22 protein-coding genes are annotated in these 24,358 nt (G+C 62.0%); 13 read left to right on the top strand and 9 right to left on the bottom strand.

The features are described from left to right. The first annotated feature begins 70 nt into the window (after positions 1 to 70). Positions 71 to 2,068 carry a pilus assembly protein TadG-related protein gene (locus tag V3W27_RS20495; RefSeq protein WP_330207401.1) on the top strand — a complete coding sequence of 666 codons (1,998 nt, stop codon included), beginning with the start codon at positions 71 to 73 and terminating at the stop codon, positions 2,066 to 2,068. On the opposite strand, the gene V3W27_RS20490 is transcribed toward V3W27_RS20495, so the two are convergent. Together V3W27_RS20490 and V3W27_RS20485 are read right to left on the bottom strand one after the other, a co-directional pair. Then, on the bottom strand, positions 2,065 to 4,812 hold the full coding sequence (locus tag V3W27_RS20490) for an ATP-binding protein (protein ID WP_330207400.1): 2,748 nt from the start codon (positions 4,810 to 4,812) through the stop codon (positions 2,065 to 2,067). The genes V3W27_RS20495 and V3W27_RS20490 overlap by 4 nt on opposite strands. Beyond that, positions 4,809 to 5,255 carry a TadE/TadG family type IV pilus assembly protein gene (locus tag V3W27_RS20485; RefSeq protein WP_007963015.1) on the bottom strand — a complete coding sequence of 149 codons (447 nt, stop codon included), beginning with the start codon at positions 5,253 to 5,255 and terminating at the stop codon, positions 4,809 to 4,811. Before V3W27_RS20485 ends, V3W27_RS20490 begins: the two co-directional genes overlap by 4 nt. 75 nt (positions 5,256 to 5,330) lie before the next feature. Between V3W27_RS20485 and V3W27_RS20480 the strand changes: the two genes are divergently transcribed. Both V3W27_RS20480 and V3W27_RS20475 read left to right on the top strand, forming a co-directional pair. Beyond that, positions 5,331 to 5,801, top strand: a complete 471-nt coding sequence (locus tag V3W27_RS20480) for a prepilin peptidase (protein WP_115988286.1) — start codon at positions 5,331 to 5,333, stop codon at positions 5,799 to 5,801. Between the two features lie 118 nt (positions 5,802 to 5,919). Further along, on the top strand, positions 5,920 to 6,705 hold the full coding sequence (locus tag V3W27_RS20475; RefSeq protein ID WP_096794830.1) for a response regulator transcription factor: 786 nt from the start codon (positions 5,920 to 5,922) through the stop codon (positions 6,703 to 6,705). 60 nt (positions 6,706 to 6,765) lie between these two features. Here V3W27_RS20475 and V3W27_RS20470 read toward each other — a convergent pair whose 3' ends face one another. The 3 genes from V3W27_RS20470 to V3W27_RS20460 form a co-directional block, all read right to left on the bottom strand. Further along, positions 6,766 to 7,173: a response regulator gene (locus V3W27_RS20470; RefSeq protein ID WP_095138201.1), complete on the bottom strand. Its 408-nt coding sequence runs from the start codon at positions 7,171 to 7,173 to the stop codon at positions 6,766 to 6,768. 66 nt (positions 7,174 to 7,239) lie between these two features. Beyond that, the gene (locus V3W27_RS20465) at positions 7,240 to 7,452 is read right to left on the bottom strand and encodes a Flp family type IVb pilin (RefSeq protein ID WP_123589154.1); all 213 of its coding nucleotides are present in this window, start codon (positions 7,450 to 7,452) and stop codon (positions 7,240 to 7,242) included. A gap of 120 nt (positions 7,453 to 7,572) precedes the next feature. Then, entirely contained in the window at positions 7,573 to 7,779 is a 207-nt protein-coding gene (locus tag V3W27_RS20460; RefSeq protein WP_102357094.1) for a Flp family type IVb pilin, read from the bottom strand. A gap of 345 nt (positions 7,780 to 8,124) precedes the next feature. Here V3W27_RS20460 and cpaB point away from each other — a divergent pair, with 345 nt between their 5' ends. From cpaB to V3W27_RS20410, 10 genes are all read left to right on the top strand, one after another. Then, positions 8,125 to 9,060 (top strand): Flp pilus assembly protein CpaB, encoded by a 936-nt coding sequence (gene cpaB, locus V3W27_RS20455; RefSeq protein ID WP_330207399.1) that lies wholly within the window; start codon positions 8,125 to 8,127, stop codon positions 9,058 to 9,060. 20 nt (positions 9,061 to 9,080) lie between these two features. Continuing rightward, positions 9,081 to 10,304 (top strand): type II and III secretion system protein family protein, encoded by a 1,224-nt coding sequence (locus tag V3W27_RS20450; RefSeq protein WP_096794833.1) that lies wholly within the window; start codon positions 9,081 to 9,083, stop codon positions 10,302 to 10,304. Then, positions 10,301 to 11,491, top strand: coding sequence for a pilus assembly protein (locus V3W27_RS20445; RefSeq protein WP_097089925.1), 1,191 nt, complete (start codon positions 10,301 to 10,303; stop codon positions 11,489 to 11,491). Before V3W27_RS20450 ends, V3W27_RS20445 begins: the two co-directional genes overlap by 4 nt. After that, entirely contained in the window at positions 11,488 to 12,756 is a 1,269-nt protein-coding gene (locus V3W27_RS20440; protein ID WP_330207398.1) for a CpaF family protein, read from the top strand. Before V3W27_RS20445 ends, V3W27_RS20440 begins: the two co-directional genes overlap by 4 nt. A gap of 18 nt (positions 12,757 to 12,774) precedes the next feature. Beyond that, complete coding sequence (locus tag V3W27_RS20435; protein WP_330207397.1) at positions 12,775 to 13,659, top strand: type II secretion system F family protein; 885 nt, start codon at positions 12,775 to 12,777, stop codon at positions 13,657 to 13,659. A gap of 1 nt (position 13,660) precedes the next feature. Continuing rightward, a complete protein-coding gene (locus V3W27_RS20430; protein WP_096794837.1) occupies positions 13,661 to 14,545 on the top strand; it encodes a type II secretion system F family protein in 885 nt (294 codons plus the stop codon). Positions 14,546 to 14,568: 23 nt separating this feature from the next. Continuing rightward, a complete protein-coding gene (locus V3W27_RS20425) occupies positions 14,569 to 15,291 on the top strand; it encodes a tetratricopeptide repeat protein (RefSeq protein ID WP_330207396.1) in 723 nt (240 codons plus the stop codon). A 17-nt stretch (positions 15,292 to 15,308) separates the two neighbouring features. Next, a complete protein-coding gene (locus V3W27_RS20420; protein ID WP_330207395.1) occupies positions 15,309 to 15,581 on the top strand; it encodes a DUF3613 domain-containing protein in 273 nt (90 codons plus the stop codon). A 226-nt stretch (positions 15,582 to 15,807) separates the two neighbouring features. Beyond that, a complete protein-coding gene (locus tag V3W27_RS20415; protein WP_330207394.1) occupies positions 15,808 to 17,277 on the top strand; it encodes a hypothetical protein in 1,470 nt (489 codons plus the stop codon). Beyond that, complete coding sequence (locus V3W27_RS20410; RefSeq protein ID WP_330207454.1) at positions 17,238 to 18,209, top strand: autotransporter outer membrane beta-barrel domain-containing protein; 972 nt, start codon at positions 17,238 to 17,240, stop codon at positions 18,207 to 18,209. The genes V3W27_RS20415 and V3W27_RS20410 overlap by 40 nt, the downstream gene beginning before the upstream one ends. Before the next feature lie 169 nt (positions 18,210 to 18,378). Here V3W27_RS20410 and V3W27_RS20405 read toward each other — a convergent pair whose 3' ends face one another. The 4 genes from V3W27_RS20405 to V3W27_RS20390 all read right to left on the bottom strand — a co-directional run bounded on the left by V3W27_RS20405 (position 18,379) and on the right by V3W27_RS20390 (position 24,276). Further along, positions 18,379 to 20,049, bottom strand: coding sequence for a ShlB/FhaC/HecB family hemolysin secretion/activation protein (locus tag V3W27_RS20405; protein ID WP_330207393.1), 1,671 nt, complete (start codon positions 20,047 to 20,049; stop codon positions 18,379 to 18,381). Positions 20,050 to 20,183: 134 nt separating this feature from the next. Next, complete coding sequence (locus tag V3W27_RS20400) at positions 20,184 to 21,764, bottom strand: collagen-like triple helix repeat-containing protein (RefSeq protein ID WP_330207392.1); 1,581 nt, start codon at positions 21,762 to 21,764, stop codon at positions 20,184 to 20,186. Between the two features lie 302 nt (positions 21,765 to 22,066). Further along, positions 22,067 to 22,921 carry a MaoC family dehydratase gene (locus V3W27_RS20395; RefSeq protein WP_123589143.1) on the bottom strand — a complete coding sequence of 285 codons (855 nt, stop codon included), beginning with the start codon at positions 22,919 to 22,921 and terminating at the stop codon, positions 22,067 to 22,069. A gap of 2 nt (positions 22,922 to 22,923) precedes the next feature. Next, entirely contained in the window at positions 22,924 to 24,276 is a 1,353-nt protein-coding gene (locus V3W27_RS20390; protein WP_330207391.1) for a 3-oxoacyl-ACP reductase, read from the bottom strand. Positions 24,277 to 24,358: the final 82 nt, after the last annotated feature.

The raw sequence follows: 24,358 nt of genomic DNA, 5'->3' as shown, positions 1-24,358 counted from the left end.
CTAGCGCCGTCTACACTCAAATCCACCATCGGAGGTAGCGCTCGGCAACGCGCCGGCAAAGGAGTGCGCCATGTCGCCTCGTACGCAGTTCAACGGCCCGGCCCGGCAACGCGGGGCGATCGGGTTGATGGCGGCTGCCACCCTCAGTCTGGCGCTGGTGTTGATGCTGTTGGTGGTCGACACCGGTCGGCTATACATGGAGCAGCGCAAGTTGCAGCGAGTGGTCGACAGCGCGGCGCTGGAAGCGGTCAGTCGCGGCGGCAATTGTCAGTCAGGCCTCAGCGCGGCCACGTATGCCGGGCAAAGCGCAGTGCGCAATGGCTACACCGTCGATACCAACAACACTCTGACGACCACCTGCGGCAGCGTGCAGACCGCGGCCAGCGGGTTGCGCGCGTTCACCGCCGATGCAACCCGGTCGAGCGCAATCAAAGTGGACGCCAGCCGCACGGTGACCACCAGTTTTGCCGGCGGGGTGCAGGCCCTGTTCAGCGGCTCGACGGTCAGTCTGAACACCACACTCAACGCCTCAGCCGTCGCCGCGCAACCGACCCCGACGGTTGCGCAACTGAACATCCGCAGTACGCTGGCGAGCATCAACACCGCCCAGTCGAACATTCTCAATCCGCTGTTCTCCGGGCTGCTCGGCGGCAACGTCAACCTCACGGCTCTGGGTTGGGACGGTCTGCTCAACACCGACATCAACCTGCTCAGCTACCTCAATCAACTGGCGATCAACCTCAACGTCGCCGCCGGCAACTACACGCAACTGCTCAACACCCAGGCCACGGTCACCCAACTGATTCAGGCGGCCGCGACGGCGGTGCAGCTCAATGGCGCGACCGCCACGGTGATTACTGCGCTGGGTCAGCTGCAGGTTGCGGCGATCAATGCTGCGCCGGTCAAACTTGGCGACATCCTGCAGTTGCAGACCGGTACCACGGCAGCCGGGCTGGATGCCAACCTGCAGCTGCTGCAACTGATTCAGGGAGTGGTGCAACTGGCCAACAGCAAAAGCGCGGTGGCCGCGACCTTGCCGATCAGCGTGCTGGGGCTGGCGAATGTCACGGTGCGGGTCAAGGTGATCGAGCCGCCGCAGTTCTCGGCGATTGGTGATCCGGCGCGGGCCAAGGCCAACCCATTGGGGGCGGATCGGATTTATGTGCGCACGGCGCAGATTCGCACGATGCTCTCGGTGAATCTGCCGGTGTTGTCCGGGGTGGCCGGGCTGGCCAATGCGGTGTTGGGGCTGGTCGGCACACTGACCCCGACCCTCAATGCGCTGCTGAGTCTGAATCTGGTCGACACGCTCAACTCCGTGCTCTGTCTGCTGGGCGCCGGTTGCGAGCAACTCGATCCGAAACTGCTGCCGAGCCCGCAAATCGATATCGCGCTGGATGCCGGCGGCGCGAAAAGTTATGTCACGGACTACAGCTGTCCGACCGGCACTACCGGCACCAAAAGCCTGACAGCCCACACCGTCACGTCGATTGCAGACCTCAAACTTGGCAAGATTGATCCGACCAACGCCTTTTCATCGGCGGCCGAGCCTGTGGTCTCGCCTTTACCGCTGGTGGATCTGGGCATCGTGACCTGCCACAAGATTCTCGGCCTCGGCAGTTGCGACGCCGCGACCCGTGTTCAATACGGTGCCGGCGGCATCGCGATCAAACTCGACACCCCGGTCGCGCAAAATTCACAGGACCTGGTGTTTTCCAGTGGCACGCCGTTCGCGACTCCGCCCAACCTCAAATTGCCCTCCAGCGTGCAATCGGCGATTCCCACCAACAATATCGTCGGTAGCCTGAGCAACACCCTGGCGGGTATCAACCTGATCGTTTACCAACCGGTCGGCAGCAACCCGCTCGGTGCCATTGTCACCGGAGTGGCCTCGTTGATCAGTGATGTCAGCAGCCGTTTGTTGCCCGTGGTGACCAGCGTGCTCAGCCCATTGCTCGACCCCTTGCTCAACAACCTGCTGAAAAGCCTGGGCATCAACCTGATGGACGTCGACGTCGGCGCCAACATGACCTGCGGCCAGACCGGCAAGGCCTATCTGGTGATTTAGGCGTCCGGGGCAATCGGCAACTCGATGCAGAAACGTGCACCCTCCGGCGAGTTGCGCACGCTCAAATGACCACCCATGTTTTCGATGATGCCGTAGCTCACCGACAGCCCCAGCCCGGTGCCGACGCCCACCGGTTTGGTGGTGAAGAACGGTTCGAAAATCCGCTCCAGCAAGCGCGGGTCGATGCCGCCGCCGTTGTCCTCGACCCACAGTCGCACCTTATGCTCATCGCGCTCGGCATAAATCGAGATCCATGGCTTGAACGATGAGTCTTTCTCGCGTTTGCCGAGCAGCGCATCGCGGGCGTTGACCATCAGGTTGATCAGCACCTGCTCCAACTGATCGACGTAACCGCGCACCTGCACGCTGAAAGCGGTTTCGCTGATCCGCAGGTCGACGCCTTTGCCGCGCATGCCTTCGGCCAGCAACGACAAGGTGCCTTCGATGGCCGAGGCCGGGTTGAACAGTTGTTGCTCGATCTCCGAACGACGGCCGAACACGCGCATGTGATCGACCACTTTCGCGGCGCGCTGTACCTGGGCGTCGATGCGATTGAGTTTGTCGGTCAGATAGTCGATCTGCACATCACCGTTACCCAGGCGCTTGAGCACGTTGACGATGGCCATGCGCATCACGTTCAGCGGCTGATTGATTTCATGGGCCAGACCAGTGGCCATTTCGCCGAGGGTGGCCATTTTTGCGCTTTGCGTGAGTTGCTGCTGCGAGCGCCGCACCTCGGTGTTATCGCGGCCCACGGCCTGCACCTCAAGCAGGCGCCCGTGTTCATCGAACACCCCGCGATCGGACCACACCCACCATGCATGTTCGCGCCCGGGTAATTGCAGGCTGATTTCGGCAGTGCTCACTGGTAGCTCCGGGGTCAGCAGTGCCAGACGCTGGATGAAGGCGGCGCGTTGTTCGTCGGACATCCAGCTGCCCAGATCTACCCCCGGCAATTGCTCCGGGGTGCATTCCAGATAAGTCGCCAGCGGCCGATTGCCGAAGGTCAGCGTCAGGTCCGGGCGATAACGGCAGATCATCGCCGGCGAGTCTTCCACCAGAATCCGGTAACGCTCTTCGCTGTGTCTGACCTGTTCGGCGGCGAGGGTCGCTTCGGTGACGTCCAGCCACAGCCCGACGGCTTCGACCGGCAGACCAAGATCATTGCGCAGCAGTTTGGCTTCGTCGAGCAGCCAGTGGTAGTCGCCGCGTGCGTCGCGCAAGCGAAAACGCGCGCGCGCCGAGCCTTCGCGCAACAGTTGCCGGGTGCGAGCGAAATACAGCTCGCGGTCTTCGGGGTGAATCAGTTGCACCCAGTCGGCGGCGCAGCCCTCGGCCGGCGTCCAGCCCAGCAGCGGCTGCAGGCTGGCGCTGAAGAAGTCGGGAAGCAGCGCACCCTCGACGTAGTGCTGCACATAAATCACCGCCGGCGAACTGGCGATCAGGTTATCCAGCCGCGCATGGGCGGCTTCGGCGCGTTGCTGCTGGTTCTGGATGTCGCTGATGTCGAGCATGAATCCCACCAGCCGCCGCTGTTCACCGCTGCCGGCGACCTGGCCCTGAACGCGATACCACAGAGGCGTTTGTCCGGGGCCGCTGCGGTGCAGGCGCACGCACAGGGTCAGCGCTTCGCCATGCAATTGCAGGGCTCGCAGGCGGCTGCGCAGTTCTTCGCGATCGGCCGGATGAATCAGTGCCAGCCAGTCTTGCACTGGCATGCGCGCACTGTCCGCAGGCAACACGTCGACCAACGACGGGGCCATCAGCACGTCGTTGCCGAGCATTTCCCACCAACCGGTGCCGAGCAGGGTCTGCAGCGATTCGAGGCGTTCGCTGTATTGATGATGCTGCTGTTCTCGCAGGCGGCTGAGCAGCGGGCCGGCCAGTGCGCTGGTCAGGGCCATCCAGTCGCGGTCGTTCAGGTGCGGGGCGGCAATGTCCACGGTGTAGAAGCCGCAGAGCAGCCACGCCACCACCCCTCGATCATCGCTGTAGGGCACGGCGAACCCGTCGGCGTTGCCGAACGTGGCCTCCACCCGCGCGTGTTCGTACAAGCCATGATGGGCGCCGAGGCGTTGCGGCGCGCTGCCGTTGAGGCTGTCGAGCGGCGTGCCCAGACGCTGGCCGTCCTGCCACAGCAGCGGCGCGTCGTGGGCGCGATATTGCTCGTAGATCTGCCAGCCCTGTGCCTGTTCGTCGAGCAGGGCGATGGCCAGACACGGGATATGCCAGCGCTGGGCGATGGCCTGCAATTGCTCGCTGAGCACCATCGGCAAACGCGTCAGGTTGCAGACGCGCAGGTGTTCGCTGATCTGCCCGGCGAGGGCCTGACAGGTTTCACGATTGCGCGACTGCTGGCGCTCCAGCAGCAGGTCGCCGATGTCCATCAGTTGCAGCATCCAGCCCTCGGCCGAAGGCTGCACCCAACCGCGCAGGTGCAGGGTCTGATCGCTGAGGCCGGGAAAATCCAGATCGAGTATTTGCCCTTGCCAGTCCTGCGGGCGGCCTTCAATTGCCAACGTACTGTGCGCGAGTAAATAAGCCGACAACGGCAGCGGCGAGTCGTGGGGTGGCTGTTGCGCGAGTTGGTGGCGCAACGGCCCGGCGATCTGCAATACGCCGCCGTCGTGGTTCAGTTGCAGGTGCAGGCCCAGCGGCGGTGCGCCGAGATGATCGGGCAGTTCGTTGGCCGGCGGTGGCGCGCGCTTGAGCAGGCGCCCGAACAGATTGTCGCCGGCGGTCAAAATTTCAGGCTCGACGCGGCGGAGAGGGTGGCGGGCAGACTCGGCACTGCACCCACGCCCGGCAGCACCAGAAATGGAATGACCTGATTGAGCTTGCTGGTGGGGTAATCGACTCTGACCGTCAGCGTACCTTGAGTGGCGTCATACACCGCCGAGGTATCGACGCCGACCACCAGGTTCAGCGCGGATGGCACCCACTGCAACTGTTGGGTCAACGCGGTGTTGGCAGTGCTCACCACCACGGAAGCATAACCGGGAGTGTTGGGGTCGACTGCGACGCTGCGGCGCACCGCTTCAGATGTCGCCTCGTTGAAAGTCTGCATCAATACAAACGGCAGGCTGTAGCTGACCAGCGCGTAGAACACGGCGAAAAAAATCACGAATACCAAGGCGAATTCGATCGCCACTGCGCCTGCCTGTGATTTTGCGAAGCCGGTTTTCATGAGTGCGTCTACCCTGACTTTCACTGCGTAGTATCAGCATAGAATCATTCAGCAAAATCGGATGGATTTAACCGGATGCAGAGTTTAGTTCTCCTGATCTGGCTGGCCCTGTGCGCCGCCCAGGATGCCCGGCAACGGCGTATCGCCAATGTGCTGACGTTCGGTGCAGGAGCGCTGGCGCTGATCCATTTGCTGGCGACTGGCACGACCTGGTTCGGAGCCGATGCGCAGCAGGGATGGTGGGCCGCCGCGATCGCCCTGATGTTGACCGTTCCTGGGTATTTCATGGGCCGGATGGGCGCAGGCGATGTGAAATTAATGACAGCCATGGGCCTTGCGACGAACGGTTTATTCATTCTTTGTGCGTTTATCGGCGCGGGTATCGCGAGTTTGCTCTGGCTGCTGATCGCGCCAAGAGTCTGGCTTCATATGAGTCAATGGCTTAGAGAACGTCTTCGATATTTAGAGCCAGGAGCGTCAAAGAAGCTGCCATTTGCGCCGTTCGTGCTGCTGGGTGTATTGGCTTCAATACATTGGATCCATTAGTCGCCAGATGCCACTAGTCCTATGTACATAGTCGGAAAGTGCGTCTACTTTCAAATGAAGTGGTTACATCGCCAAAGTGCAGAAAAAGTCAGCTTTGGCCCGAGCAATGGAGTGGTTCGTGAACAAGCTTACGTCGGCGGTAAAAGTGCTCGTGGTCGATGATCAACCGTTGATCGTCGAAGAATTGTGCGAGTTTCTCGAAAGCAGCGGGTACCGCTGTGTGCCGTGTGAATCCAGCACTCAGGCGATCGAGCGTTTCAGTGAAGACGCCGAAATCGGTCTGGTGCTGAGCGACCTGCATATGCCGGACATGGATGGCATCCAACTGGTGCAGGAGCTGCAACGCATCAGCGGCAAACACCGGGTGTTCGAAGCGATCATGCTCACGGGGCGCGCCGACAAACAGGACGTGATCAAGGCACTGCGTGCCGGGATTGCCGACTACTACCAGAAGCCGATCCAGCTGGATGAACTGCTCGAAGGCGTGAAACGTCAGGAAGCGGCCCTGCAAGAGCGGCACAAGAATGTCCAGTTGGGACACCTGAACCAGAAGCTGCAGTTTCTCTCGGAATCCATCGACGATCTCTACCAGGATCTGGACAAGGTCCGGCGCAATCCGGCGGCGGTGGTCAAAGACATGCTCGGCGGCGACGGCGCCGAAGCCGAGCAGGAGATCCCGGCGATCTTCAATCAGCTGTCGCCACGGCAACTGGATGTGGCGCGGCTGGTGGGCAAAGGGCAGACCAACTATCAGATCGCCTGCGAGTTGGGCATCACCGAAAACACCGTGAAACTGTATGTCTCGCAGGTCTTGCGCCTGACCCATATGCACAACCGCACCCAGTTGGCATTGGCGCTATCACCGAGTGCTTCGGCCGCCCGTCAGCGTGTGACAGCACACTGATCTTGATTGCCTGTTCCTCGCGGGCAGGCAGTCAATTCTTCCAAAAACACCCTGAGTGAATTACCCGGCCTGCGTCTTCGGTTTGGGGAACAGATTGTCCAGGGTTTCCAGCAGGCGCACGTGGTAGATCGGCTTGCGAAACAGGTCCAGCACCTGCAGGCGCAGCATGTCGCTGACGTCTTCCATGTCGGCATGTCCGGAGGTCACGATCACTGGAAGATGCTGGCGTGAAGTGTGCTCGCGCAGACGCTTGATCAGCGACATGCCGGACTCTTCCGGCATACGCAGATCGGTAATCACCAGGGCGATATCCGGAAAGCGGGTGAGGTGATGCAGGGCGAGTTTCACCGAGGTGGCGGTGTGACAGACAAAGCCCTCGCCCTCCAGTAACTCGGCCAGCTCAAGCAAGGCGTCCTCTTCGTCGTCAACCAGAAGCAACTGTTGGCGGGGGAGCGAGGAGGCAGTCATGGGCAGTCCCTGAAAAGCTGGAAGTGAGATCGAGTGTAGCGCGACATTCGCCGGACGCGACTCACATCAGGGGGTTTGTACCGGAGCGGTTTGCGAGGCTCCACCGAGCGCCACCAGAACATTGTTGAAAATCGCAAAGATTTTCGCGCCCAGGGGTGTGATGAACACCACCACCACGACCGCTACCATAGCCACGACAATCGCGTACTCGATGGCTGACGCGGCTTCCGTACTGGCCAGAAAGGACCTCAGGCGCAATATCAGGTATTCAAGGATCATTGACATTCTCCTTAGTTACAACGGGAGATCGGACCTGTGAAATCCGATGACTTGCCAGTGCCTGAGCGCTGCTATGGGTGAGCATGGGACCGGGCACTGGAAGAGGGGCAAGGTTTTTGATCAAGGTGTCGGTCTGACCTGCGTAGCGCCACCGAGTTTGGTCAACACCAGGTTGAAAATGGCCAGCACCTTGTCGCCGATGGGCGTCACAAACACCACAACCACGACCGCCACCATCGCCACCACAATCGCGTATTCGATGGCAGATGCACCTTCTTCACTTCTGCACAGCAGCCTGGCCCTGGCCAGTAGATAGTCGATGATCATCCGAAACATACGTCCACTCCTTCGCGCCTCTGGCGCCGATCCAACGCTACAGCGGCATGCTTTCACCGTGCTATCAGAGCATTGTCAACAAACCCCTGCTCAACAACTGTAAGAACGGATTAATCACAAAGGATTAACCAGAACGTTAGTCGAGCCAAACCCTACAGTTAATTGGCCAGGACTCATACTTTAGTGAGTTATTTTCCTGTCAGAAATGGCGTTTTGGCTCGGATCAGCTAGCTTGGAAATAGCGAAATCGTTGCATGTTCATAGCTGCCTGATCGCGAAAAATTCTCTCGGCAGGAAGTACAGGCTGTCGGTGCAGTGAGGAAAGGGAGAGCCGTCATGAACAGTCGCGTCACCATGGGTCTTGCAGCCGTTCTGCTGCTGGGGGCAATCGTCGTCGGCTACTGGGGCCTGATGCTCAGTCGGCAACCGGCTCCCGTTGCCCAAGTGCCTGCCGCCCCGGCAGTCGCCATGGAAAAAACCGTGGCCGCCGCCGAAGATCAGACCCGCCAGCCAGTGGTCGTGCTGTTGCACGATGTGCCGCCGTTCACGCCGCTCACGGCTGCCGATGTGGCGGTGGAGAAACTGCGCAGTGCGCCAGCCGGCAGCCTTTCCAGTGTCGAGCAAGCGGTGGGTCGCACGCCGTGGCGGCACTTGAGCGCAGGCACCTGGCTCAACGACGAAAGCTTTCAGGCCGGTGGCTCACTGGCGCGGATGATTCACAGTGATGAGCGCGCGCTCACCGTGGCCGTGGATGAAGTGATCGGCGCCGCCGGGCAACTGATTCCCGGCGACTACGTCGATGTGCTGCTCTACCTGCGTCAGGACGCGAGCAATCTGCAGCAGTCGGCGCAGATCGTGGTGCCGGCCATGCGCGTACTCGGTGTTGGTGAGCAATACGGCCTGACCAACGACGGCCAACCCGCCACCCCGGCCTTGAGCGCCGACGAAAAACTCAAACAGGATCAACGCCGGATCGCTGCACGCACCGTGGTGCTGGCGGTGCCCGAACAATTGCTCAGCCGGATGATGCTCGCCACTCAGGTCGGCACGTTGCGCCTGGCCGTGCGCAGCAGCGAAGAACAGCGTCTGGCCAGGTACTGGGCCGGTGAAACCCAGTCACCGGCGCATGTGGATAACGCCAACAGCCAGCTCTTCCAGTTCACCCAACTGGCCCTCGGTGCCGCGCCAAAAGCGCCGGCCGCTGGCGGCCATGGCGGTGCGCGGCCGATGGAAGTGATCCGCGGCAATCAGCTTTCCCAACAAGCCCCATGACTGAGCAAGGATCCACGTGCATGCAGAGTCGATTCAGGCCGCTATTAACACCTGTCGTCCGGGCCTTGATACTGATGGGACTGTCGATCAACGCCGCCGTCGCGGCCACCGGCAATTGCTCGGCACTCGGCCGTATGCCGCCGGTGATCGAGATCGGCGAAGGCTTCCAGCAGGACATCCAGTCGCCCGTGGCAATCACCCGCGTGGCTATCGGCGACCCGAAGATCGCTGATGTGCACGACACCGGCAGCGCCTCGTTTCTACTCACCGGCGTGGCCCCCGGCGCTACCAGCCTGATGGTCTGGACGTCGTGCTCCAGTGAGCCGCGCCAGAGCATGGTGTTCGTCAAGGGCAGTGCCACCGCCGCACTGACCAGCGCCAGCAGAATGCCTTCTGATGATCCGACGCTGCCGTCGCAAGTGCAGACCGACATTCGTTTCGTCGAAGTCAGCCGCACCAAACTCAAGGAAGCCACCGCTTCGCTGATTGGCACCCGGGGCAATTTCCTGTTTGGTTCGCCCGGTACGTTGCCACCCATCGACGGCGTGCCGACGCCGAGACTGCCGGTGGATAACGGCCTGTTCAATTTCTCGTGGATCGGTGGCAAGACCATGGCGATCATCAACGCGCTGGAAACCAGCGGTTTCGCCTACACCCTTGCGCGCCCCAGCCTGGTGGCGTTGAGCGGGCAGAGTGCAAGCTTTCTGGCCGGTGGTGAGATCCCGATTCCGGTGCCCAGCGCCGGCAGCGACAACGTGTCGATCGAATACAAGGAGTTCGGCATCCGCCTGACCCTGACCCCGACCGTCATCAGCCACGACCGCATCGCGCTGAAAGTCGCGCCGGAAGTCAGCGAACTGGATCTGAGTAACGCCGTGCAGATCGCCGGTACCACCGTGCCGGCCCTGACCATCCGCCGTACCGACACCAGCGTCTCGCTGGCCGATGGCGAAAGCTTCGTGATCAGCGGCTTGATCAGCACCACCAACAGCTCGCAGGTGAACAAGTTTCCGGGGCTGGGCGATATTCCGGTGCTCGGCGCCTTTTTCAAAGGTTCGCAGATCAGACGCGAAGAGCGTGAACTGCTGATGATTGTCACCCCGCACTTGGTGCAGCCACTGGCGGCGGACGCGCAACTGCCGTCGCTGCCGGGGGAAAAACTGCGTAACTACGACCCGAATTTCTACCGCATGTTCTTCCTCGAAAACGGCAACTTCGACAAACGCAGTGGGCTGTCCCAATGAACCAGAACCTCAGCCAGACCTTTCTGGCGATCACCCGTAACAGCACCGATCTGGAGTGGCTGCAAGGCGCACTCGCGCCGCTGGGCCAGGTGGTGAGCGCCGGGGCCGGGAGCCTGGACGAGTTGCTGGCGCTGGTCGATGTCACCTTCGCCAGCCTGGTGTTCGTCGGCCTCGATCGCGACCATGTGGTCGCGCAGAGTGCGTTGATCGAAGGTGCGCTGGAAGCCAAGCCGATGCTCGCCATCGTCGCGCTGGGCGATGGCATGGACAACCAACTGGTGCTCAACGCCATGCGTGCCGGCGCCCGGGATTTCGTCGCCTACGGTTCGCGGGCCAGTGAAGTCGCCGGGCTGGTACGGCGCTTGAACAAGCGCCTGCCACCGGTGGCGGCCAACACGCATCTTGGCGGCCTCACGGTGTTGTACGGTACGCAGAGCTATTGCGATGGCGCGCTGCTTGCCAACCATATGGCGCAGGTGGTGCAAAAGAGCGGACAACAGACCCTGCTGCTGGATCTGGGGCTGCCGCGCGGCGACAGCCTGGCGTTGCTCGGGCTCGAGAGTTCGTTCCACTTCGGCGATGCCTTGCGTCACTTGCGCAGGCTCGACGCGACCCTGATCGACAGTGCCTTTACCAGCGCTGAAGCGGGGCTGCGGATTCTGGCGTATGCCAGCAGCGACGAGCCGCTGGAAGGCACCAGCGCCGCCGAGCTGTACATGTTGCTCAGCGCCTTGCGCCAACACTTCCAGCACATCGTCGTGAACCTCACCGGGCAGTCCGACAGTGAAGCCTTGCGCACCTTTGTCAGCCACTGCGACAAGCTGATCTGGTACACCGATCAGAACGTGCTCAACTGCCGCCGCAACCTGGCCGTGCTCAATCTTTGGCGCGAGAAAGGCATGAAGCTCGACCACGCGCGTTTGCTGGTGGACGGCTATCTGGGCAGCGTTGCCCCGGATGCTGAAACCCTGGGCAAAACCTTCAACCTCGAAGTGATCGCGGTATTGGCGGCCAACGCCGAAGTGCGCCTGAACGCCAAGAACCAGGGCGTCAGCCTGTTCGAACTGGCCCCGCGGGAAAAACTCACGCAAAGCCTGCGTGCTCTCGGCGAGCGTCTGGCCAAGCGCTCCGAAGGCCTGGCCAAACCCAAAGTCACCTGGTTCGACCGCTTGCGAGGCACCTCATGAGCGCGGAAAAACTGTTCGGCGCGGTGCAGCGCGGCGCGACCGGTAATACCGATCACGAAGGCCTGAAACTGGTCCTGCACCGCTACATCATCGACGCCATCGAAGAGTCGGGGAAAAACCTGCTGGAGGGCTCGCGCCAATTGCTGGCGCAGTTTGTCACCGACAAGGTCGCCGAATACATCGCCCGCCTGCACCTGGCGATTTCCCGTTACGAGATGGAGCGGCTGGCCGAAGAAATCGTCGACGAACTCACCGGTTTCGGCCCACTGGAAGTACTGCTGCGCGATCCGTCGGTGACCGAGATTCTGGTCAACGGCCCACACCGGGTGTTCATCGAGCGCGACGGTGTGTTGCATCAAAGTGACCTGCGCTTTATCGATTCGCACCACGTCGAACGGGTCATGCAACGGATTCTCGCGCCACTGGGGCGACGCCTGGACGAGTCCTCGCCGATGGTCGATGCGCGTTTGCCGGACGGCAGTCGGGTCAATGCGATCATCCCGCCGATCGCGCTCGACGGCCCCTGCCTGTCGATTCGAAAGTTTCGCAAGGACATGCTCAAAAGCAGTGATCTGATGGCGATGCAGACCATCGATCTGGCGATTTTCGAGTTCCTTCAGGAGGCGGTCGGCAAGCGTTGTAACGTGCTGATCAGCGGCGGTACCGGCACCGGCAAAACCACGCTGCTGAACATCCTCAGCCAATTGATCAACCCCCACGAACGTCTGGTGACCATCGAAGACGTCGCCGAATTGCAGCTCAGCCACCCGCATGTTGTGCGCCTGGAAACCCGTCCGCCGAATGCCGAGGGCCACGGCGAAGTCAAGGCCAGCGACCTGATCCGCAACGCCCTGCGCATGCGCCCCGACCGGATCATCCTTGGCGAGATTCGTGGAGTCGAGGTGGTCGATGTGCTGACCGCGATGAACACCGGTCACGACGGCTCGATGAGCACCGTACACGCCAACAATGCCCAGGATGCGTTGCTGCGGTTGGAGACGCTGGTGGGGCTGACCGGTCGCTCGATCGCCGAGCGCACCTTGCGCCAGATGATCTGCGCCGCCCTCGATGTGATCATCCAGCTGACTCGCATGCCCGACGGCCGCCGCTGTGTCAGCGAGGTGGTGGAAGTGGTCGGCATCCGTGAAGACGTCTACGTCACCAACACCTTGTTTCGCCTTGATCGGCGCACTGGTTTCGGCTTCCTGCGCGAAGCGGTCAATCCGGCGGGCGACAAGTTGCGCCACGAGACCCACCTGGGCTGACCGCATGGGACTTGCATCATGATCGGCCCGGCCATTCTCATCCTTCTGTGTCTGATCCTGCTCGGGCTATCGATCTGGCTGTTCGTGCACGGTATCCACAAGACCAGCAACGAACGGGTTCTCAATCGTCTCGCGGCGGGGCAGCCGCAACTGGCCGCGCAGAAGCCGACCTGGGTCGGGCTTGAACGGATGTTTTTGCGCGCCGGGCTTGGCCGTCCCAGCGAGCGTTTCGGGCTGTGGATGACCCTGTGGGGCGTGGCGATTGTCCTGGGTTATCTATTGGCGGACTGGATCGGTTTGCTGGCGATGCTGTTGGCGCCGCCGCTGATCCTGCGCCTGTACATTTCCTGGCTGTACCACCGGCGGATCAAACGCATGATCGAGCAGTTGCCGCAGATGCTCGACTACACCGTACGCAGTCTCAAGTCCGGCCGCACCTTGAGCGACGCCGTCATGGGCGGCATCGAATCGAGCGAGGATCCGCTGAAAAAAGCCATGGGCCGGGTGCAGCGCAACGTGCAGCTGGGGGTCAATCTGCCGGATGCGGTCAGCGATTTCGCCGAACTCTACGAACAGGACGAACTGCGCATGTTTGCCCTCGGCCTCAAGGTCAATCATCGCTACGGCGGCAATGCCAGCGAGCTGTTGGAGAACCTGATCAAGCTGATCCGCGAACGTGACCAGGGCGCCCGGCAACTGCGCGCACTGACTGGCGAAACACGCATGACCGCGTGGGTGCTGGGTTCGCTGCCGGTGATTCTAGTGAGCTACTTCATGCTGACCAACCCCGGCTACATGCTCGGCATGTGGCACGACTCCGGTGGTCGGACCATGTTGATCATCGCCGTGGTGTTGCAAGTGACCGGTTGCCTGGCGCTGTGGCGCATGTTGCGGAGTATTTGAAATGGTCTATCTCGCCGCTCTGATGCTGCTGCTCGGCGCGCTGTTGCTGGTGGTCAATCACCTGCTGACCGAGCGCCGCCGGGTGCGCCAGGTCAACCAGCGTTTGCAGGGGCATCTGGTGCGCGAGAACCGTTTCGGTAACTGGCTGCGGGCTCTGGGTAACAGCAGGTTCGGTCAGCGCTCGGTGAGCATCGACAGCGAAACCCAGACCCTGCTCAGTCGCCTCGGCTGGCGCCGCGCCAGTGAGCGCTCGCTGTTCGCCGCCTGCCAGATCGGCACGCCGCTGCTGACGCTTGGGTTGGCGATCTTTCTCCAGGAAGTTTTTTTTCCGCACGCCGCCAACCGCTGGATCGTGCCGATGCTCGCCACCGGCGCCGGTTACCTGTTACCCAAGCGGCTGCTGGCTTACGCCGCCGGGCGTCGGCAGAAAACCATCGCCGTGGAAATCTCCACGTTCATTCCGCTGCTGCGCATCCTCTTCGAGTCGGGCATGGCGGTTGAACAAGCCTTGCGCGTGCTCAGCACCGAAGGGCAGAAACTGCTGCCGGAACTGACCCGCGAACTGCGCCTGATTCTGGCCCGGGTCGACTCTGGACTGGAGCTGGGACAGGAGTTGAACAAGACCTCGGTGATGCTGGCGGTCGATGAGTTCACCGACACCTGCGTGATCCTGCAGCAACTGATTCAGCAGGGTGGCGGGGCAATGAAATCGCTGCTGGCGCTCAAACAATTACTCGACGACCGCCGCCTCACCCGACTGCAGGAATACATCTCGAAGATGTCGGCGAAGATGTCGGTGGTGATGATGCTGTTTCTGTTTCCTGCCTTGCTGATCGTACTGGCCGGCCCGGGGTTCACCGCGATTACCCGGGCGTTTGCAAACTGACGTTGGCTCATGGAGAGCGTTTGATGAAAGCACTGATTGTCTTGGCAAGTGTGTTGTTGCTCGGTGGTTGCGCCACCGACGGTCAGGCGCCGTGGTCGGCGATGCTCGCACCGACCAGTTGCAGCAAACTCGATTCCGAACAGGAACTGGCACTGAACCTGGCGGACGATCTGGCCAACGACGGCAAACTGCACGCCAGCCTGGCCAACCTGCAAAGCCTGCCCGACAAACTGGTCGAGGTCCGCCTACGCAAGGCCAGGGTGTATCGCTTGCTCGGGCGCAATGAAGCCGAGCCGCTGTATCGCGGGCTACTCGGTACTTGCCTCACGGCGGACGCCGAACACGGCCTGGGGCAGATCTATGCCGCCCGTGGCGACAACGGCCAGGCCCAGGCGCACTTGCAACGCGCGGTGCGTCTGGCGCCGACCAATGAAAAAATCCGCAACGACCTCGGCGTGGTCTACCTCAACCAGTTGCGTCTTGAAGATGCGCGTTTCGAGTTCCTGACGGCCATCGAACTCAAGCAGAACGATCAACTGGCCACGCTGAATCTGGTGAGCTTGCTGCTATACCAGAACAACTGGCAGCAAGCTGCCGAAATCGTCAGCCGCGCGCACCTGACGCCGGAGCAGTTCGCCGACGCCCAGGCCCGCGCGGAAAAACTCAAGGTACCGGCCAAGGCCCCGACTGCGGCCGGTAATCAAGTGGCGGTGGTGGCTGACCCACAACCGTCGACGCTCAAGTGACACTCCGGGAGATGACCATGAACACCTTGCACAGTGTTTGCTTCCTGGCCCTGCTCAGCCTGCCGTTCGCCGCCCAGGCGATCGACGCCGGCCCGGCCTCGGCGCAGCAACAGGAAACCGAAGGCTGGCTGGTGCTGCAAAGTCGCAACCAGGCCGCCTCGCCCAAGCCGCAAACCGCCACGGCGGTGGAGCGGGAGCTGGCGCTGCAACGCTGGTTGAAGAAATACAAATACGAGATTCCGGATTTTTACGACCCGGATGCGGGCGGCAAGATCGAGACCAAGAACTAGGTTGATCGCAACGCTCAAGCGCGCAGGAGATGCGGCCTGAGCGGATACTGGATGGATTGTCTTGAAAATTGACGCCATCACTTTGACTTTTGTGTGGTATCAAAGTGATGGCTCGTATACATTCCCCGCGCCCGAACCAGGACGACCTGGTGGGACGGTAGGGATGCCTGAATCATGTAACGAACCCTGCTGAAACTGTTTCTCATGTTTTGGAAGGGAATCTCGCGTGACTATCGTATGCCTGCGCCGCTCTGCCCTGGCGCTCTCCATCTCCGCCGCCGCCGCTTTGCACACCTCTATGGCTATCGCCGCCGGCGCGAGCCTGAACCACGATCTGAGTAGCGGCCCGCTGACCAGTAACCTGCAGAACTGGGGGCTGATCACTCTGAGCGGTAACGGCAATATCGCTCCCGTTTCCCAGGTGAGTACGACCTACGGCGCACAGCTCTCGGGAGTAACGGCGGATCAACTGCGCAATATCGGCAATATCCGGATTGACGGCGCCAGGTTCGGCACCGGGATCAGTCTGGGGACCGCTGGAGTGGTGCCGACCAAAATCGCAGGCGCGCTGCTCAACGAAGGCTCTATTTCAGTTCACGGTCTGGCCGACGCTGGCACCTCCAGCGGTATTTCCGATCTCGGCAGCACGCTGGGCGATTCGTTGGTCAACAGTGGCAGCATCGACGTCAGCGGCCAGACCTCCAGTGGCCTGTTGCTGGTGCATACCAACATGACCGGGCTCAGCAACCGAGGCACCATCACCGCTAGCGGCACCGACGCATTGGGCGTATTGCTCGATGGCGCGACGCTGAGCCAGTCGGTCAACAACACCGGGACTATCCGTGCGACCGGTGCCAATACCGAGGCGGTAGTGTTCGAGGGGGTCAAGTTCAGCGCTCCGGCGAGCGCCAATTCCACCGCGCTGTGGAACGGCGGAACCATCTCCGGCGAGGACATCGGTGTGCATGTCAGCGGCCAGGCCAGTGGCGCCCTGCCTTTCGGCATCTATCAAATGAACGGGTTGATCGAGGGTGGCAAGGCGGCGATCCAGGTCGATGACGGCGCGAGCTACTTTTATTTCTATGGCGGCGCGGTGAAGGGTGACCTGCTCGGCCTGTCTGGAGTACTGGTCGACGGTGATGCGACTTTCGACGGTTCGACCATCCGCTCCGGCTACGTCACCATCGAAGAGGGCACGCTGACCCTGATGAAGCCGCACACCACCTTCATCGGCGACTTCGATATGGAAGAGTCGAACTCGGTGCTGGAGATGTACCTGGGCAATGACACCAACCCGGCGCTGCCTGTGCTGAAGGTCACCGGCACCACCGATATCGCCCCGGGCGCGCAACTGCGTCTGCTGGCGCGCTCCAGTGATTTTCGCGTGAGCCCCGGTGGAACGCGTTACACCCTGATCAGCTCGGGGAGTCTGGTCGGTGGCAACAACCTGACCGTGACCTCGACCTCCGCGCTGCTGGATGTGAAGAGTTTCGGTGTGGTCGGCAATGACATCACCAGCGTGGTGACGACCAAGTCGAGCGAGGTGCTGGCCGAGAACACCCTGGCAGTCGGCGGCAGTGATAACGCGGCGACGGCGGTCGGGCATGTGCCAGGACTGCTGGCACGCCTCGATGAACAGGATCCGGTGTTCCAGGCATTCGCCAACGCGAGCACCGATGCCGAACTGCGCGCCTGAGTGAAACCCTCAGCCCGGATGTCAGCCGTGGTGTACTGCACGCGGCGACCAACAGTCAGACGCTGGTCTCGGGCGTGATCAATGATCGCTCCAGTCGCGCACGCTCAGCCACCGGCGCCCCGGAAAAAGGCGTATGGCTGCAAGCCTTGAGCAGCGATGCCAATCAGGACGAGCGTCGCGGTGTCGCCGGTTATGACGCCGACAGCCACGGGATCGCGGTCGGTGCCGATGGTCAGTTGAATGCCGATACCACACTGGGTCTGGCTTACAGCTACCTCGATACCGATGTGAAATCCGACCTCGGCAACAAGACCAAGGTCACCGGGCATGCGCTGACGCTGTACAGCAACTGGGTGCATGACAACTGGTTCGTCGACTCGACGCTGATGTACGGCTGGAACGATAACGAATCCAAACGTCATATCGCTGGCACTCAGGCCAAGGCTGATTACGACAGTGATGTATTCGGCGTAAGCGCACTGGCCGGTTACAGCCTGCGGCTGATGCCTGATGTGGTGCTGGAACCACAGGTCGGCGCGCGCTATGCCAACGTGGGCATGGATGCGTATCGCGAGAAGGGCAGCTCGGCGTCGCTGAATGTCGGCAGTCAGCGTTATGAAGTCGGTGAGATGGGCGTCGGTGCACGTCTGGCGGCGGCATTCGATGTTGGCAGCGGCAGCCTGGAACCGGAAGCGAAGCTGATGGCCTGGCATGACTTCATCGGTGACAAGGTCAGCACCACATCGGCCTTCGTGCTGGGGGGCGAGTCGTCCGTCAGCCGCGGTACCACTCCGGTGCGTGACAGCTATGAACTGGGCCTGGGCGCCAACTACCGCATGGGCGCGTGGAGCGTCGGTGGCTCTTACAACTATCTGACCTCCAGCGGTTTCGACGCCGACAGCTTTACCGCGAAGGTGCGTTACGCGTTCTGATCCACATCGCGTAAAACCTGTGGGAGCGAGCCTGCTCGCGAAGGCGTAGTGTCAGTCGGCAAAAATGCTGACTGATCCACCGCTTTCGCGAGCAAGCCCGCTCCCACAGGGATGTGCGCTGCAATGTGAGAGCAAGCGGTCTGCCTGCTCAGTTGATTGATCTGACACCCTACAGTTGATAGCTGAAACTGATGCTGTAACGCGCCCGACGATTGAACGTATCCAGCGCTTCATCGGACATCGGCTTGGCGGCCTCCAACGCAATGTTGTAGTACTTGGCATCGCCAAAACGCAGGCCTACTGCTGCCGATGACAGGTCATTGCTCTGCACCGCCAGCTTGTTGAACCAGGTTTTCGAACGGTCCAGCACCACGTACGGCTGCAGGATGCGCACCCAGTTGCCGTCGCGATTGAAACTGTAGTTGACCTCGTAAGCCGCACCCCAGCCCTTGTCGCCCGACGCCTGATCGTCCGGGTAGCCACGGCCGAAATTCTGCCCGCCGAACACCGCGCGTTCGCTGTCAGGCAGGGTGTCATCACTCCAGTACAGCGCGGCCGACAGCACGCCTTGCCAGTTGTCGAAGAACTTGTCGCTTTGCACCCCGGAGAGGCGCAGGCGCAGGAAGTTCAGGTCCAGCGCCGGGTTGTTGGAATGCGCGCCCATGCTGTCCAGACCCTGATACACGCCACCACTGAGAATCCGCAGTTGCCGGGCATCGCTCTTGCGCCAGTCACCCTCGAATGCGAGGGCACGCACGTTGGTGCGCTCTTCGATGCTGAGCGGATAGCCGACCACGTCGTAGCGGTTTTTGTCATCCACTGCATAGAGCCGCGCTCCCGCGTTAAGCAGCTCGTTGGAGGCGGCAATGAACGGGTGGCTGACACCGATGGAGTAACGATCGTCCTCCTTGTACGGTTTGAGTTCGAAGCCATCGCTGGTGAGCACATTGGTGCCCGGATCGGCCCGGTAGCGCGAGGCAAACAGGCTCAGTTGCGTACCTTCGCTATTGAGGAACTGGTTGTAGTCCACACGGTAGTAGCGCTCGTGATCGTCGCCCGGTGGAAACAGACCGCTGAGGGTCAATTGCTCGCCCATGGCGGTCTGCGAGTTGCTGCTGACCCCCAGCAATGCCTGCGTGCTGTTGCGGTTATCTTCGGTGGTGCTCATGGTGCTGGTGAACGCTTTGCGGCTGGCCTGGGCCACCAGCGTCGTTGCACCGTCGGTGGTGCCGGGCGGCGGTACTTGCGCCTGGATGGTCACGCCGGGGATGCGGGTCATCAGGGTGGTGTAGCGTTCGAAGGTCTTGCGGGTCAGCGGGCGCTCGGCCTGGATTTTGGCTGCCAGTTCGTCGAGCAGGCCTTTGACCCGGCCGACATCGCCCTGCACCTGCACATCGCGCACATAACCTTCCACCAGCACCACTCGGGCTACGCCGTCGTCGAAACGCTGTTGCGGCAGGAAGGCGTAGGACAGCAGATAGCCGTCCTTCTGGTAGCGCCGGGTGATGTCGCGTGTGGCTTCGATCAGGTCGGCGAGGCTGGTCTGATGGCCGATCAGGGGTTTGTAGACTTCGGCCAGTTCGTTGAGCGGGTAGATCGTGCCGCCTTCGATCTGCACGGTTTTCAGGTTGATTTTGGTCTCCATCAACAGCGGCTGCGCCGTGGCCGCGCCGGGGTCGGGTACTTGCAGGGGCGTGGCGGCGGGGCGATAAGCATCTGCCGGCAGGTTCGGCACGGGCAGGTTACGCGTGGTTTCGTTGCTGTTGAGAAAGCTGGGCAGGGTGTCGGCGAGGGCGGCGGAACTGAGACTGAGGAACAGCAGGGATGCCATTACGCGCATAGGACACTCCATGGTCAGATCACAGCGCTGGGCTGAATTTTTCCTAAGAAAAAAGCGGAAGACTCGTGGGAATCTTCCGCCCTCAACCAAGCGTAGGCGCTGTAGGTGAGGCCGTCGAATCGGCCAGGTGCAATTTAGCGTTTGTTGCCTCCAAGAGCGCCGGTCAGACCACCGAGCACGCCACCCAGACCTCCGGTTGCGGTGCCTCCAGTGGCGGTGCCGCCGTTGACCAGTCCGCCGACCGCACCGACGGTGGCGCCGACGTTGCTGACCACACCACCCACGGCGGTGGTGACCGGGTTGTTGGTGGCGGCAATGGTGTTGCCGATCGTGCTGACTGCTCCGCCGACCTGGCCGGTGAGACCGGCGACCGGTGCACCGAGACCTGTAGTGGCACCGACCTGTTGAGTGAGACCGGTGACGGCGCTGGTGACTGGATTCAGCCCTGCGCCGACGGTAGCGCCGACGGTGGCCAGTGGCGAGGTGGTGGCGGTGATCGGCGTGCCCGAGCCGCCGAGTACGGTGTTGAGCGAAGCGATGGTGTTGCCCAGTCCGCCAGCCGTGACGCCGCCGGCGCTGACCACGCCGTTGGTGCTGCCGGCATTCAGACCGGCACCGACGTTGACCACGGCGCCGCCAACCGTTTGCAGCAAGCCGGTACCGCCCAGACCGCCGCCGAGACCACCGCCCAATCCGCCACCGGTGCTGGTGCCGTTATCCACCAGCCCGCCGGCTTTGCCGACGGCAGTGCCGACATTGGTCAAGGCGCCGCCGACGGTGTTGGTCAAGGCGTTGCCGCCGCCAGCACCGGTTACCTGACCGCCCACGCCTTTGACGGCGCCACCGACCTGGCCGAGGACACCATTGAGCGGAGCGCCGAGGCCGGTTGCATCGCCGACTTTGTCGGTGGTGCTTTCAACCATGGCAATCACTGGCACCAGACCGTTGCCGACACTTTTGGTCACTGAACCGAGTGGGCCGGTGGTGGTGGCAAGGCTCAGGGTGTCGCCGAGCATGGTGACTTTTTCACCGACGCCATCGAGCACCGGTGCCACTTTAGTGACCACGCCGCCGACAACCGGGACGCTGCCGGTGGCGGTCGCCAGTTTGCCGCTCAGGTCCGAGACGCCGGTACCGACATCTGAAACCACGCCGCCGACCGAGGACGCCGTGACGCCCAGGCCATTGTCGACCGTGCCCAGTTTGCCGATGCCGTTGGCCACGCCATCACCCAGGGTAGTGACCACATTGCCTGTGGTTTTTACTGCGCTTTGCACCACGCCGCCCACTACTGGAACGGTGCTCAAGGCGTCGCCGACCTGACCGACACCACTGCCGACGCCCGCGACGGTGTTGCCGACATCCTGCACCAGGGTGGTGGTCACCAGCGGGGTGGTAATCGGGTTGGTCGGGTTGGTTGGATCCGTAGGGTCTGTCGGATTGGTAGGATTGGTCGGGTTCGTCGGATTGGTCGGGTTGGTCGTGCCCGTACCGCCAGTGCCACCGGTACCACCTGTGCCAGCGGTATCGGTGCCGCCAGTACCGCCAGTGCCACTGCTACCGCCTGTGCCGCCAGTGCCCGACGTCGCGCTGTCTGGCGAAGAGCTGCCGGAGCTGCTGTGATGGCCGCCACCGCCGCTGCTGCAGCCAGCGAGGCCAAGGGAGAGGATCAATGCCAGAGCTGTTGCCGATTTGCACCACACTTGAGTTTTCATGATTGAGATTCCTTGCACCTGTAACAACATTCGTCGTTTTCGATGGCTCACCGATCTGTCGCCGGTGATGCCTCGTCCGTGGTGCCAATCTCGATCGCGCGGTGCTTTTCCACCATTCTCAAGTTGGTATTAACGCCTTTATATATAAGGCGCCGCGCCGTGCCTAAGGACTAATACCCAGGATATAGACGCATAAAAAAAGGCCTTGAAAATCAAGGCCTGGAGTTTTTCAGAGTGCGGCGCCAAACGCGGAAAAACTTAAGTGATATATACACAATTTACAGGCTTGCCCGGGCGGATACTCAGGCAACCGGTTGCCACTGACCGACCATGTGTTCCAGATCGCCGTTGCCGATCAGGCGCAACTCGCCGCTGGATCCCGGCGCACTCGCCAGCAATGAGACCTCGCTGGGCAAGCGCACCGGTTTGCGAAAGTGCACGGCGATTTCAAGGTTGGCCTTGGGTAGATGATCAGCCAGTGCGGCGAGGGTTCGTGCCTTGTTCCACAGACCGTGAGCAATCGCCGTGGGAAAACCGAACAGCTTGGCACTGGCCGCGCTCAGGTGAATCGGGTTGTAGTCGCCCGAGACTTTGGCGTATTGCCGACCGATATCGGCCGGGGCTTTCCATTGCGCGACTTGCGTCAACACCTGGGACGGTTCCCAGTGTTGCTCAACGGGTTCGCCGTCGAGTTTCACGCCGCGACAGAGCATCTGGCTTTCGGCTTCCCACAGCGGCCCGAGTTGATCATCGAGGCTGGTCAACACCTCGAAGGTCGCGCCTTTGGGATGCGGCTGCAGGTTATGCACGCGGACGCTGACTTGCGCGCGACTGATCCCGCCCATCGGCCGCAACACGCGAATGCGGTTGCTCAGGTGAATCAGCCCCAGCAACGGGAACGGAAACTCCTTGGCCGTGAGCAATTGCATCTGCAGGGCGAACGCGAGGATGTGTGGATAAGTTGGCGGCAGCAGGCCGTCATCGGTAAAGCCGCAGACCTTGCGATAGGCCGCCAGTTTTTGCGGGTCGACATCGACCCAGCAGCGCAAACCGCTGTCGGGCAGTCGGGTGCCGGTGATCTTGCGCCGTGTCGCGGCCCGCGCGTACAGGCCGGGCAGGCTCGGCTCACGGTCGAGGGTGTGCCATTCAATGCTCATGCCTATGCCCCCAGAACACTTTGTCCACAGACCCGCAGCGCCTGGCCGGTAAATGCGCCGGTGCCCGGTTGCGCCAGCCACGCGACGGCTTCGGCGACGTCTTGCGGCAAGCCGCCCTGGCCCAGCGAACTCATGCGCCGTCCGGCCTCACGCAGGCCGAACGGGATGTGCGCGGTCATCTGGGTTTCGATGAAGCCCGGGGCCACGGCGTTGATGCTGATGCCGCGCTCGTGCAGCGTCGGCGCCCAGGCCTGGGCCAGGCCGATCAGCCCGGCCTTGCTCGCGGCGTAGTTGGTCTGTCCACGATTGCCGGCGATGCCGCTGATCGAGGCCAGCAGAATCACCCGCGCATTGTCGTGCAGGGTGCCGCTGTCGAGCAGCGCCTTGGTCAGCACTTGCGGGGCATTGAGGTTGACCGCCAGCACCGCGTCCCAGAATTCCGGGGTCATGTTGGCCAGGGTCTTGTCGCGGGTGATCCCGGCGTTGTGCACCAGAATGTCGAGGCCGTCCGGCAGTTGTTCGATCAGGTGCGCGGCGGCATCTTCGGCACAGATATCAAGGGTGATCGCCCGGCCGCCAAGACGTGCGGCGAGGGCTTCCAGATCAGTCTTGGCCGGGGGGACGTCGAGCAGAATCACCTCGGCGCCATCGCGGGCGAGGGTCTCGGCAATCGAGGCGCCGATCCCGCGTGCCGCGCCGGTGACCAGCGCCTTGCGTCCGGCCAATGGCCGGGTCCAATCGGTGACCGGCGTGGCGCACGGGCCCAGGCGAATCACTTGCCCGGAGACAAAGGCACTTTTCGGCGACAGGAAAAATCGCAGCGGCCCCTCAAGCTGATCTTCAGCGCCGTCACCGACATAGATCAGTTGCAGCGTGCCGCCGCTACGCAGCTCCTTGGCCAGCGAACGCGAAAAGCCTTCGAGCGCTCGCTGTGCACTGGACGCAAACGGATCGCGCAGGGTTTCCGGGGCGCGGCCCAGGATCACCAGGTGCGCGCTGCTGTCGAGGTTTTTCATCAACGGCTGGAAGAACTCGCGCAGCTGTTTGAGCTGGTCGGTGTGCTGCAGGTCGCTGGCGTCGAACACCACGGCCTTGAGTTTAGGCCCGTGCCCGGGAATCCACGCGGTGGCCAGCGACGGTTCAGTGCCGTAGCTGTAGATCGCATCGGTCAGGCGGTTGGCGAACGCATTGACCCGCTCGGCCAGCGGCCCGCCACCGATCAGCAGCGCGCCGTCCACCGGCCGCAGGCGTCCGGCCTGCCAGCGTTCCAGCCGCACCGGCGACGGCAGGCCCAAAGCCCCGACCAGACGGTGGCCGATGGATGAGTTGGCGAAGTCGATATAGCGGTCAGACATGGAACGCTCTCCAAAAGTTGGGGTTCAAAGTGTGGACTACCAACGGCAATCAATCGTTCGATCCACGCAATAAGGCCTACGC

Origin of the sequence: Pseudomonas sp. AM14(2022), from assembly GCF_036346455.1 — a bacterium.
Lineage (GTDB): Bacteria > Pseudomonadota > Gammaproteobacteria > Pseudomonadales > Pseudomonadaceae > Aquipseudomonas > Aquipseudomonas putida_A.
Note: the sequence above shows the minus strand (reverse complement) of the source record. Positions and strands in the feature narration are given on the sequence as shown.